The sequence below is a fragment of the Paraburkholderia sp. RL17-347-BIC-D genome, from assembly GCF_046027915.1.
Lineage (GTDB): Bacteria > Pseudomonadota > Gammaproteobacteria > Burkholderiales > Burkholderiaceae > Paraburkholderia.
Genome location: NZ_JARESS010000001.1, coordinates 238,431 through 250,077 on the forward strand (window position 1 = coordinate 238,431; position 11,647 = coordinate 250,077).

At 60.6% G+C, this 11,647-nt stretch carries 10 protein-coding genes; 6 read left to right on the forward strand and 4 right to left on the reverse strand.

Translation table 11 applies throughout. The features are described 5' to 3' along the window. Positions 1-442 precede the first annotated feature (442 nt). The 4 genes from P0D96_RS01155 (at position 443) to P0D96_RS01170 (ending at position 7,170) form a co-directional block, all read left to right on the forward strand. Positions 443-2,365, forward strand: a complete 1,923-nt coding sequence (locus P0D96_RS01155) for a PrkA family serine protein kinase (RefSeq protein ID WP_132374241.1) — start codon at positions 443-445, stop codon at positions 2,363-2,365. A 226-nt stretch (positions 2,366-2,591) separates the two neighbouring features. Further along, positions 2,592-3,863, forward strand: coding sequence for a YeaH/YhbH family protein (locus P0D96_RS01160; RefSeq protein ID WP_132374242.1), 1,272 nt, complete (start codon positions 2,592-2,594; stop codon positions 3,861-3,863). Next, entirely contained in the window at positions 3,860-5,575 is a 1,716-nt protein-coding gene (locus P0D96_RS01165) for a SpoVR family protein (RefSeq protein WP_207915627.1), read from the forward strand. Before P0D96_RS01160 ends, P0D96_RS01165 begins: the two co-directional genes overlap by 4 nt. A 290-nt stretch (positions 5,576-5,865) precedes the next feature. Next, on the forward strand, positions 5,866-7,170 hold the full coding sequence (locus tag P0D96_RS01170; RefSeq protein WP_132374243.1) for an MFS family transporter: 1,305 nt from the start codon (positions 5,866-5,868) through the stop codon (positions 7,168-7,170). Positions 7,171-7,298: 128 nt separating this feature from the next. Here P0D96_RS01170 and P0D96_RS01175 read toward each other — a convergent pair whose 3' ends face one another. The 3 genes from P0D96_RS01175 to P0D96_RS01185 all read right to left on the reverse strand — a co-directional run bounded on the left by P0D96_RS01175 (position 7,299) and on the right by P0D96_RS01185 (position 9,151). Beyond that, a complete protein-coding gene (locus tag P0D96_RS01175) occupies positions 7,299-7,520 on the reverse strand; it encodes a hypothetical protein (RefSeq protein WP_012433250.1) in 222 nt (73 codons plus the stop codon). A gap of 159 nt (positions 7,521-7,679) precedes the next feature. Continuing rightward, the gene (locus P0D96_RS01180; protein ID WP_408180750.1) at positions 7,680-8,759 is read right to left on the reverse strand and encodes a glycosyltransferase family 2 protein; all 1,080 of its coding nucleotides are present in this window, start codon (positions 8,757-8,759) and stop codon (positions 7,680-7,682) included. Between the two features lie 212 nt (positions 8,760-8,971). After that, positions 8,972-9,151 carry a hypothetical protein gene (locus P0D96_RS01185; RefSeq protein ID WP_408180749.1) on the reverse strand — a complete coding sequence of 60 codons (180 nt, stop codon included), beginning with the start codon at positions 9,149-9,151 and terminating at the stop codon, positions 8,972-8,974. A 226-nt stretch (positions 9,152-9,377) separates the two neighbouring features. Between P0D96_RS01185 and P0D96_RS01190 the strand changes: the two genes are divergently transcribed. Beyond that, positions 9,378-9,629, forward strand: coding sequence for a DUF1488 family protein (locus tag P0D96_RS01190; protein WP_132374246.1), 252 nt, complete (start codon positions 9,378-9,380; stop codon positions 9,627-9,629). Between the two features lie 55 nt (positions 9,630-9,684). Here the strand turns inward: P0D96_RS01190 and P0D96_RS01195 are convergent, their stop codons facing one another. Next, positions 9,685-10,614, reverse strand: a complete 930-nt coding sequence (locus P0D96_RS01195; RefSeq protein WP_408310924.1) for a LysR family transcriptional regulator — start codon at positions 10,612-10,614, stop codon at positions 9,685-9,687. 251 nt (positions 10,615-10,865) lie between these two features. Here P0D96_RS01195 and P0D96_RS01200 point away from each other — a divergent pair, with 251 nt between their 5' ends. Further along, positions 10,866-11,639, forward strand: coding sequence for an SDR family NAD(P)-dependent oxidoreductase (locus P0D96_RS01200; RefSeq protein ID WP_408310927.1), 774 nt, complete (start codon positions 10,866-10,868; stop codon positions 11,637-11,639). Positions 11,640-11,647: the final 8 nt, after the last annotated feature.

Here is an 11,647-nt window from a genome sequence, read left to right on the forward strand (position 1 = left end):
GTCGCGCGTTGAGGAAAAAGGTAACGGACACAGAAAGCCGGCAGACATCCGCGCTTTTCAGCAACAAAGTGTGCGTGTGCAGACATGCCGTCCGGTACAGCAGTGGGATCGTTCGATGAACGTAACGGCTTACGCAAGAGAGTATTGCAGGACAGTAAGAGAGGAACACTGAGCAGCACTGCAGTAGAGTGCTGATGAGGCGTCAAGGCGGCAGCGCAAAAGGCAGGGACGTATGACTGCAATCGCTGCGATATGAGTGCAAGATTGTAGGTGGTCGAAACTTTGTTTCCAAGTGAGGAATGTTGGGAGGCGAATGCGGCGCGATTTTCGCAACGTAGTTCGTGAAAAAAAATTTAAAAGGGTTTAGGATGAATTCGAGCGATGTCGTTTCCGAATAGCGCGCCGCGCACGACATCGGTCTAGACTTCGGCGAGGAGGTAGCATGGATATCTACAGCAGTTTCGCGACCCGCTTCGAGAAAACGCGAGAAGATGAGCTCTCGCTCGAGGAGTATCTCGCGCTCTGCAAAGACAATCCCGCCGCGTACGCCACGGCTGGCGAACGCATGTTGACGGCGATCGGGGAGCCGGAACAGATCGACACTCGTAACGATCCGCGCATGTCGCGCATCTTCGCGAACAAGGTCATCAAGGTATACCCCGCATTCCGTGAGTTCTACGGAATGGAGGAGGTGATCGAGCAGGTGGTCGCCTACTTCCGGCACTCGGCCCAGGGGCTCGAAGAAAAGAAGCAGATTCTGTATCTGTTGGGCCCGGTCGGCGGCGGTAAATCGTCGATTGCGGAACGTCTGAAGCAGCTTATGGAACGCGTGCCGTTCTACTCGATCAAGGGCTCGCCCGTGAACGAGTCGCCCCTGGGTCTGTTCGATTACGAGGAAGACGGCCCGATTCTCGAAGAACAATACGGCATTCCACGCCGCTACCTGAAAAGCATTCTGAGCCCGTGGGCGGTCAAGCGCCTGCACGAATTCAACGGTGACATCCGCAAGTTCCGCGTGGTGCGCCGCTATCCGTCGATCCTTCGCCAGATCGGTATAGCCAAAACCGAGCCGGGCGACGAAAACAATCAGGACATTTCGTCGCTGGTCGGTAAGGTCGACATCCGCAAACTCGAACAGTATGCACAGGACGACGCGGACGCATACAGCTACTCCGGTGGCTTGTGTCTCGCGAATCAGGGCCTGCTCGAGTTCGTCGAAATGTTCAAGGCGCCGATCAAGGTCCTGCACCCGCTCCTGACTGCGACCCAGGAAGGCAACTTCAAGGGCACGGAAGGCTTCGGTGCGATCCCGTTCGACGGCGTGATTCTGGCTCACTCGAACGAGTCCGAATGGAAGGCGTTCCGCAACAACCGCAACAATGAAGCACTGCTCGACCGGATCTTCGTGGTGAAGGTGCCGTACTGCCTGCGCTACGGTGAAGAGGTCAAGATCTACGAGAAGCTGCTGCGTAATTCGTCGCTGGCGAATGCGGTGTGCGCGCCGGGCACGCTGAAGATGATGGCGCAGATGTCGGTGCTCACGCGTTTGCAGGAGCCGGAGAATTCGAGCCTGTTCTCGAAGATGCAGGTGTACGACGGCGAAAATCTCAAGGACACCGATCCGAAGGCCAAGTCGTATCAGGAGTACCGCGATTTCGCGGGCGTGGATGAAGGGATGACCGGCGTGTCGACCCGCTTCGCGTTCAAGATCATGTCGCGCGTATTCAACTTCGACTCGACCGAGGTCGCGGCCAATCCGGTGCACCTGATGTACGTGCTCGAACAGCAGATCGAACGCGAGCAGTTCCCACCGGAAACCGAGCAGAAGTATCTGTCGTTCATCAAGGACGTGCTCGCCTCGCGCTATGCGGAGTTCATCGGCAAGGAAATTCAGACCGCGTATCTGGAGTCGTATTCCGAGTACGGTCAGAACATCTTCGATCGCTATGTGACGTACGCGGACTTCTGGATTCAGGATCAGGAGTTCCGCGATCATGACACCGGCGAGAGTTTCGATCGCGCGGCGCTGAACGCCGAACTGGAGAAGATCGAGAAACCCGCGGGCATCAGCAACCCGAAGGACTTCCGCAACGAGATCGTGAACTTCGTGCTGCGTGCGCGTGCTGCCAACGGCGGAAAGAACCCCGCCTGGGTCAGCTACGAGAAGCTGCGCGTCGTGATCGAAAAGAAGATGTTCTCGAACACGGAAGAGCTGTTGCCGGTGATCTCGTTCAACGCCAAGGGCTCGGCGGAGGAACAACGCAAGCACGAAGACTTCGTCAATCGCATGGTGACGAAGGGCTATACGCCGAAGCAGGTGCGCTTGCTGTGTGACTGGTATCTGCGCGTGCGCAAGTCGTCATGATGCGCATTGCGTGCCGCCCGCGCGGTCCGACCGCGCGGGCACCCTGCGAGGCGCAAGCTGCATGGACATAGCGTGGGCTTAAGCAGCAAGCGTCTCGCGCACCGGAAATTAGTGCCGCTGCATGGGGTCTGGGTAAGTGCTAAAGCGCCAACTCTGATCGACATGCGGTGCATGGGATGGGCGTAAGCGCTAAAGCGCGAACGCCCATCGATACGGGAGACCGGGCGTGCTTCATCAAATCATCGACCGCAGGTTAGCAGGCAAGAACAAAAGCATTGCGAATCGCGAACGTTTTTTGCGTCGCGTTAAGAACTATATTCGTCGCGCCGTTTCGGAAGCCGTGCGCGATCGCAGCATCAAGGACATTCAGAACACCCAGAGCATCACCATCCCGCGCAAGGACATTGCGGAACCGTCGTTCCGGCATGGACCCGGCGGCAAGCGGGAAATGGTGCATCCGGGCAATTCCGACTACATCCGTGGCGACAAGATCCAGCGCCCGCAAGGCGGCGGTGGTGGAGGCGGGGGCAACCAGGCCAGCAACGAAGGCGAGGGCCAGGACGACTTCGTGTTCGAGCTGAGCCGCGAAGAATTCATGCAGTATTTCTTCGACGATCTCGAGCTGCCGCGTCTCGTCAAAACCCATCTGATGGCCGTGCCCACGTGGAAAAGCATCCGCGCGGGCTGGGCTGCGGAAGGCACGCCGAACAACATCGACGTGGTCCGTTCGTTGCGCAGCGCGCTCGGCCGCCGCATCGCGCTCGGTGCGCCGCTCGTCAACCAGTTGCACGAGATGGAACGGCAACTGGAAACGATGAAAGCCGATCCCGACGATCGTCGCGAAGAGATCAAAGTGCTCGAAGAAGAGATTCACCATTTGCGCGGGCGCATCTGGCGGATTCCGTTCATCGATCCGTTCGATCTGCGCTACGTGAATCGCGTGAAGCAGCCCACGCCTTCCAGCCAGGCGGTCATGTTCTGTCTGATGGATGTGTCCGGCTCCATGGACGAGCAGCGCAAGGACCTCGCCAAGCGCTTCTTCATCCTGCTGTATCTGTTCCTCAAGCGTAACTACGAGAAGATCGAAGTGGTGTTCATCCGCCACCATACGCGTGCTGAAGAGGTCGACGAAGACACGTTCTTCCACTCGACCGAAAGCGGCGGCACGGTGGTGTCGAGCGCGCTGGAGCTGATGCAGAAGGTAATGGACGAGCGCTATTCGCCAACTGAATGGAATATTTACGGCGCTCAGGCGTCGGACGGCGACAACTGGACCGACGACTCGCCGAAGTGCCGCAAGATACTCTCGGATGACATTCTGGAGAAGGTGCGCTATTTTGCGTATATTCAGGTGACGCCGGAAGAGCAGAATCTGTGGCTCGAATATGCGCAGTTGGCTTTGAGCCAGCCGCACATGGCGATGAAGAAGGTCGAAACCGCGGCCGACATCTATCCGGTATTTCGCGAGCTGTTTGAGAAGCAGGTGGCGTCTTCATGACAAAACACCTGCACAACGAAGCGCGCGGCTACCAGCCGGAGCGCGGGAAAGGCGTGCCGCAGCAGCAACAGTCGGGGCATGCCGAGGCGAAGGCGGACGATACGGGAGCCGCCGCAGCCGGAGCAGTCGACACCGCTGCAGCACGGGGACACACCGGAACGCCCACTGAGGGGCAAAGGGAAGTCCGTATGAACGTAGCCGATAGACGGCCTCTGCCGTGCCCGTCCGACTGGACCTTCGAATTGATCGAAGAGTATGACTCGCATATTGCCCGTGTTGCAGAGCAATATGAACTCGACGTGTATCCGATCCAGCTCGAACTCATCAGCGCCGAACAGATGATGGATGCGTACGCGTCCGTCGGCATGCCGGTGAACTACCGTCATTGGTCGTTCGGCAAACACTTTCTCTCCACCGAAAAAAGCTACCGTCGCGGGCAGATGGGGCTGGCGTACGAGATCGTCATCAATTCGAATCCCTGCATCGCGTATCTGATGGAAGAGAACACGATGACGATGCAGGCGCTCGTCATCGCCCACGCGGCCTATGGGCACAACTCGTTCTTCAAGGGCAACTATCTGTTCCGGCTGTGGACGGATGCGCACGCGATCATCGACTACCTGGTCTACGCGAAGAATTACATCGCGGAGTGCGAGGAGCGTTTCGGGCTCGACCGGGTCGAGGAATTGCTCGATTCGTGCCACGCGTTGATGAACTACGGCGTGGACCGTTACAAGCGCCCGCAGAAGTTGTCGCTGGAAAAGGAGTTTGCGGCGCGCCGCGAACGCGAAGCGTATCTGCAGTCGCAGGTCAATGAACTGTGGCGCACCTTGCCGACCCGGCATACGCCGTTGCCGGAGGAAATCGAGGAGCGCTATCCACCGGAGCCGCAGGAAAACCTGCTGTATTTCGCGGAGAAGAATGCGCCTTTGCTGGAGCCGTGGGAGCGGGAAGTGATCCGCATCGTGCGCAAGGTCGGCCAGTATTTTTATCCGCAACGGCAGACCCAGGTGATGAACGAGGGTTGGGCAACGTTCTGGCATTACACCTTGCTCAACACCATGTACAACCAGGGCAAGCTGGAAGACGGCTTCATGATGGAGTTTCTCCATTCGCACAGCAATGTGGTCTACCAGCCGCCGGTGACGAAACCGTACTACAGCGGCATCAATCCGTACGCGCTCGGTTTTTCGATGATGAGCGACATTCGCCGCATCTGCGAGGCGCCAACGGACGAAGACCGCAAGTGGTTCCCGGAACTGGCGGGCAGTCCGTGGCTGCCGGCCATGCACTATGCGATGCGTAACTTCAAGGACGAGAGTTTCGTCGCGCAGTATCTGTCGCCGCATCTGATCCGTGAGATGCGCCTCTTCTCCGTGCTCGACGACGACATGCGCGACGCGCTCGAAGTCTCGGCGATTCATGACGACAGCGGCTATCAGTACGTGCGTCAGGCGTTGTCGCGCCAGTACGACATGCATCACCGCGAGCCGAATATTCAGGTGTGGGCGGTGAACACGCGCGGCGACCGGAGTTTGACGCTGCGGCACTTCATGAGCGACAACCGGCATCTGTCGGGCGATAGCGAAGAAGTGCTCAAGCACATGGCGCGGCTATGGCAGTTCGACGTGTATCTGGAAAGCGTCGATGAGAATGGCACGGTCCGCAAGCGTTATGAGTGCCGCTATGTACCGCCCGCGGTGAGAGTGTGATCGGCGGGTTGCGACGCAACGCGATCGATACAATGACAAAAAAGCCAGCTTTCGAGCTGGCTTTTTTCTTGGCCGCGCAGTCGCAATCAGGACAAGACATCAGCGCTGCCGCGCCGCAACATCGACATGCCCCCCGTCTGGCGCCCCCTAACAAACCCCCATCTTCTCCTTGCGATTCTGTAAAATTCGCGCACGCACGCGCCGACTGCCTCTGCGGCATGTCGGTTCGCGGGTGATGAAGGCGGCGCCACGACCGCTACCTCCGTTCAAAGACAAGGAAAGAGAACAGCATGACCGACCTAACCGACCAAACTGTGGCCTCGGCTCACGACACACGGCGCCGCATCTTCGCGATCGTTGGCGCTTCATCGGGCAATCTCGTCGAGTGGTTCGACTTTTACGTGTATTCGTTCTGCGCGCTGTACTTCGCGCCGGCGTTCTTCCCCAGCGGCAATACCACCACGCAGCTGCTCAATACGGCGGGCGTGTTCGCCGCCGGCTTCCTGATGCGCCCGATCGGCGGCTGGTTCTTCGGCCGCCTCGCCGACAAGCACGGCCGCCGCACGGCCATGATGGTGTCGGTGTTCATGATGTGCGGCGGTTCCCTCGTGATCGCCTTGCTGCCCACGTACGCACAGATCGGCGCGCTGGCGCCGGCGCTGCTGCTGGTCGCGCGGTTGTTCCAGGGCTTATCGGTGGGCGGCGAGTACGGCACCAGCGCGACCTATATGAGTGAGGTCGCGCTCAAGGGCCGGCGCGGTTTCTTCGCGTCGTTCCAGTACGTCACGCTGATCGGCGGCCAGTTGTGCGCGTTGCTGGTGCTGGTGGTGCTGCAACAAACGCTTTCCACCGAAGAGCTGAAGGCATGGGGCTGGCGCGTGCCGTTCGCCATCGGTGCGGTCGCGGCATTGGTCGCGCTGTATCTGCGTAAATCGCTCGACGAAACCACCACCGCCGAAACGCGTCAACGCAAGGAAGCCGGCACGCTGCGCGGGCTGTGGCTGCACAAAGGCGCGTTCATGACGGTGCTCGGTTTCACGGCCGGCGGCTCGCTGATTTTCTACACGTTCACCACCTACATGCAGAAGTACCTGGTCAACACGGCCGGCATGCATGCGAAGACGGCCAGCAACGTGATGACCGCCGCGCTGTTCGTCTACATGGTGATACAGCCGGCGTTCGGCGCGTTGTCGGACCGCATCGGCCGCCGTCGTTCCATGCTGTTCTTCGGCTTCTTCGCGACCATCGGCACGGTGCCGCTCCTGCACGCGCTGAAGGACGTGACGAGCCCGTATGCGGCCTTCGGTCTGGTGGTGGTGGCGCTTGCGATCGTCAGTTTCTACACGTCGATCAGTGGTCTGATCAAGGCGGAAATGTTCCCGCCTGAAGTGCGCGCGCTCGGCGTGGGGCTCTCGTACGCGGTGGCGAATGCGATCTTCGGCGGCTCGGCCGAGTATGTGGCGCTGTGGCTGAAGTCGGTCGGCAACGAGTCGATGTTCTACTGGTACGTCACCGCGCTGTGCGCGATTGCCGGCCTCGTGGCGCTGCGGATGCGCGATCCGTCGAAAGAAGGGTATTTGCGTCTCGAGCCTTGAGTCTTGAGGCTCGTCGAGAAGCGCAGTTAGGCGCTGCTTGAAAACGGCGGTCCGGGGCAATCCCGGCCGCCGTTTTTTATGGGCCCCGGCGATGCGGACCGACTGTGCATCGAGGGCAGGGCGCATGCTCACGCCACGACGATCTCCGTGCCCAATGCGTGCAGCAGATCGCGCAGCGTCTCGGCTTGCGCCATTTTCGCGTCGCTGCGTAAATGAATCTGCAGCGCTCGCCCCGCGATTCCATCGACGGGTTGCGCGAGCCATAACTCCACCGCGAGACCCAATCCTTCAGGCTGGTTGACGACGACCGGTTCGATCACACGCGGCTTGAAACAGGCACTGTCGGACATGGTGTATCACCTCAGGGCTGGTGAAGGGACGTCCTTATCGTAATCAGCGCACCGCGCCGGACCAAGCAACAAATCCGCGTTTGCTTACCAGAGGATGCTTAGCAGAAAACACGTTTATTGCGCGAAGGCTTGCCGGCGTTCAGCGCCGGCGTTGCCACGTCAGACTTGTTCCGAATGATCGCTTACCAGTTCCGAGACGAGTTCCTTCACCACGGCGGCCGGATCCGCGGCAACGACAGGCGCGGCCGCTACCGCTGCAACCGCCGCCGCGACGGGCTGCTGACGCGCGCTCAATGCACCACGCGCAAGCAACAGAAGATGGTAGTAAAGCCGCGCCCTCAGGCCATAGTTGTACGCGTACAGATGGGCGAGGGCGACCTTGAAGCCGGTGAGCGCCTGACGATTCTTCGCATGAACCGACACCACGATCGGCGCGAGACGGCGCAACGCCAGCGTGCGCGACGGCTCGAGCTGCGCCGGCAGCCTCAACGCCTTGACGAACGCATACGCGCTGACCGTTGCGGCGACCGCCGTGCCGCGCGTGCTATGCGAGATCGAGCTGGCCGTCTTTCGATACACCGAGACATAGTCGTGCAGATAGAACACCTCGCGCGCGGCGAGACAGAGTTCGGTGCCGAACACGAAGTCGCAGCACACGCCGTATTCTTCCTTGTAGCCGATCCGTTTCACGAGTGCGGCGTTGGCCATCCAGCCGTTGTTTGGAAACATCTGGATCAGGCCGGTTCTGCCCGGCAGAGATTGCAGGCCTTCGGCATCTTTCGTACGCCGAAACGCGGAGTTCAGGTTCGCGCTCGCTTCGAAGTCGATGGCGCCGCTGTGATCGGCTTCGTACTGGTCGCCGAATGCCGCATCGAGTTGCGGGTGAAGCGTCCATAGCGACACGAGCTTTTCGACGCCGTCCGTGGTGAGCAGGTCGTCGTCGTGGATCAGCAGGATCTTGTCGCCGCTCGCGCGTTGGAACAGCCTCGCGACATTGCGCGCCTGGCCGAGCGGCGGCTGATTCTTCGCATAGCGCACGCGCGGCTCCCGCGCATAACGGGCCGCGATCAACTGCTCGGTGCGCGCGTCCTTCGAGTCGTCGCCGATCACGATCTCCAGATCGTCGTAGCTCTGCGCGAGGCACGAATCGATGCACGTTGCGATCAGATCGGGACGATCGCAGGTCGGCAGACAGATGGAGACCTTGGGACGGTGGGTGAGAGTCGAGGAGATGGACATGAGCGTCGCCTTTGTTATCTGTTGAGGGGCGGCAGCTGGTCCGCTTGGCGCACACGTCGCTGCAAGCAGAAAAATAGTCCATCATGCAGAAAAAATAATCGGTAAAAATTAGGAAGAAATGTTTGGCTTATGAAAGTCGTTGGAAGGGAAAAATTTATGCGGCTTCGCCGCGAAAATGCAGCAAAGCCGCTCCTGGATGGGCTTCTAATATTTCAACCGACCGACGGCTCGCCCTCGCCGGGTTTCTTGCCCGGACGGTCCGCGGGTGACTGATCGCGTCCTTCATCGTCGCGTTCAGGCAGCTTGCTCTTTTCGTTGTCGCTATGCGTGGCGGGCTGCGGATGTTCGATGTCGTCCGGCTTGCCCTTGGCGGGTTCTTTGGTCTGGCTCATGGTGCTCTCCTGGTTGGATGACACGAGCTTTGCAGCAAGCGGCAGACCTGGGCTCTTGATTCGCGTATTGATCCGGTCTCTCGCACATCATTGACTGATCCGGACTCAAAAACCCCGCCGTGACCCGGGAACGGCGAGCCCGCTCCGCCCGCCTGCAAAAACCCCTTGACCCGTTCCCCCATTCAGCGCACCGTGGAAGGAGAACCCTATATCCCGGGAGTACGAAATGTCCCTCAACTTCCCGAATCCCAGCCGCAGCTACGACGCGTCTCACCACTGCGTCAATTTCTGGGGCTACGACAATGCGCGCGAAATCGCCTTTACCGTCAACCGTTCGGTGATTTCGAATCTGAGCCCGAGCGTGGGCTCCGACGAACCGGCGGTGCTCGCCGCGTTCGACCGGCATCGCGAGCAGATCCTCACGCTCGCGCGCGGCCTGTACCTCGGCGGCCCGCAAAACCGTTACACGATTTCCTGACACAGCGCAGCGCCTTTCGCCGGCGCGCTGACGTCGCGGACCGCGGACCGCGGACTCAAGCCGCCGGTTCGCGCGGCGCGGCGCCCGTGAGCGACACGATGAAATCGTAAAACGCCCGCACCTTCGCCGGCGGATGATGCCGCGAAGGATAGAGCGCATACAGCGGATAAACCTCGTCGCCCCAATCGGGAAATAGCTCGACGAGTTTTCCGCTCGCCATCAACGACTCGGCGCCGAGCGAGAGAATCTGCGCGACGCCCTGGCCCGCCGTGCAGACGCTATGCAAGGTGCCCACGTCGTTCACGGTTAAACGGCCGTGCGGCGTGATCGCCATCTTCTTGCGGCCGCGATGAAATTCCCAACTGAACGGGTAGCCCGTGAGCGGATCGCGAAACTTGATGCAGACGTGCTTGCCGTTTTCGAGCTCGGCCGGATTCACCGGGTGTCCATGCTTCTTCAGATACGGCGGCGCGGCCACGGTGAGAATCCGCGTGTCCAGCAGCTTGCGAGCGATCAGCGTCGACACCGGCGGATCGCCGAAACGGATCGCGAGATCGAAACCGTCGGCGACAAGATCGCCCATCTGGTCGCGGGTGATCAGTTCGAGCTGCAGATCGGGATGCTTGTCGATAAAGCCGCCCAGCCGCGGCCCCAGCACGAGGCGCGAAAAGAACGGATCCATGTTCACGCGCAAACGTCCGCGTACGGCGCTCGCGCCCTCTGCGGCGCAAGCCGCGGCTTCTTCGAGTCCACCCAGCAGCGGCACGATCTGTTCATAGAAGCGCCGGCCTTCGTCGGTCAGCGTAACCGAGCGCGTGGTGCGGTCAAAGAGCCGGATGCCGAGACGCGCTTCGAGCCGCGCGACCGAACGGCTCACCCCGGATTGCGACATGTCGAGCGCAACGCCTGCCGCCGCAAAACTGCCGCAATCGACAATCGCCGTCAAGACGCCCATGCCGTTCAGCACGCGCTCGTCAAATGGCATGTGATAGTCCTTTGTTATTCATTAATGCGTGACATGCTAACGCGAAAGTCCGTTTGAAATCACGTGCCGCCGCCGGGAAAACGCCGCCAGGCAAGGCGGCGAATGATGTCATGTCATGAGTGCAATGACAGCCAGGCTATCGCGTCAATCACGCGGCGGACGTTAATCTGCTGACGTTCGCTCGAAGCACCAAGACATGCGATTCTCGTCATGCATCGGGCATATTTGAACTGAATAACGGAGAACGCCCCATGTCGCGTATTTTTATTACCGGTTCCGCCGATGGTCTCGGTCAGATGGCCGCGCGTCTGCTCGTCGATGCCGGCCATCAGGTGGTGCTGCATGCGCGCAGCGCCGCGCGTGCCGACGAAGCGTTGCACGCCGTGCCGCAAGCGGAAGCCGCGCTGGCCGGCGACCTGTCGAGCATCGCGGCTACGGCCGCGCTCGCGGAGCAGGTCAACCGGCTAGGCCGCTTCGACGCGGTGATCCACAACGCGGCGGTCGGCTATCAGGAGCCGCGCAGAATTGCCACGGTCGACGGCTTGCCGCACGTGTTCGCGGTCAATACGCTCGCGCCGTACGTTTTGACCGCCTTGATCGAGAAGCCGAAGCGGCTCGTCTATCTGAGTTCGGGCCTGCATCGCAGCGGTGACGCGAGCCTCGCCGATCTGGCCTGGGAGCAGCGCCCCTGGCGGGGCACGGCGGCGTACTCGGACTCGAAACTGCACGATGCATTGCTGGCGTTCGCGATCGCGCGACGTTGGCCTCAGGTGTTATCGAACGCGCTGGAGCCGGGCTGGGTGGCGACGAAAATGGGTGGTCCGGGCGCACCGGACGATCTGCGGGCCGCTCCGAAAACCCAGGTATGGCTTGCCGCCAGCGACGAACCGGCGGCCACCGTCAGCGGTGCGTACTTCTATCACATGAAGCCGTGCGAGACGCACCCGGCGGTGCGCGACGTTGCCGTTCAGGAGCGTTTGATCGAGGCGTGCGCGGGATTTTCCGGCATTCGCTTGCCCGACTGAAGCAAGGC

Excerpts from the sequence above, each read along its gene's own strand:
- P0D96_RS01155 (WP_132374241.1), top strand. The coding sequence starts at position 443 with ATGGATATCTACAGCAGTTTCGCGACCCGCTTCGAGAAAACGCGAGAA.
- P0D96_RS01165 (WP_207915627.1), top strand. The coding sequence starts at position 3,860 with ATGACAAAACACCTGCACAACGAAGCGCGCGGCTACCAGCCGGAGCGC.
- P0D96_RS01170 (WP_132374243.1), top strand. The coding sequence starts at position 5,866 with ATGACCGACCTAACCGACCAAACTGTGGCCTCGGCTCACGACACACGG.
- P0D96_RS01175 (WP_012433250.1), bottom strand. The coding sequence starts at position 7,520 with ATGTCCGACAGTGCCTGTTTCAAGCCGCGTGTGATCGAACCGGTCGTC.
- P0D96_RS01180 (WP_408180750.1), bottom strand. The coding sequence starts at position 8,759 with ATGTCCATCTCCTCGACTCTCACCCACCGTCCCAAGGTCTCCATCTGT.
- P0D96_RS01185 (WP_408180749.1), bottom strand. The coding sequence starts at position 9,151 with ATGAGCCAGACCAAAGAACCCGCCAAGGGCAAGCCGGACGACATCGAA.
- P0D96_RS01190 (WP_132374246.1), top strand. The coding sequence starts at position 9,378 with ATGTCCCTCAACTTCCCGAATCCCAGCCGCAGCTACGACGCGTCTCAC.
- P0D96_RS01195 (WP_408310924.1), bottom strand. The coding sequence starts at position 10,614 with ATGCCATTTGACGAGCGCGTGCTGAACGGCATGGGCGTCTTGACGGCG.
- P0D96_RS01200 (WP_408310927.1), top strand. The coding sequence starts at position 10,866 with ATGTCGCGTATTTTTATTACCGGTTCCGCCGATGGTCTCGGTCAGATG.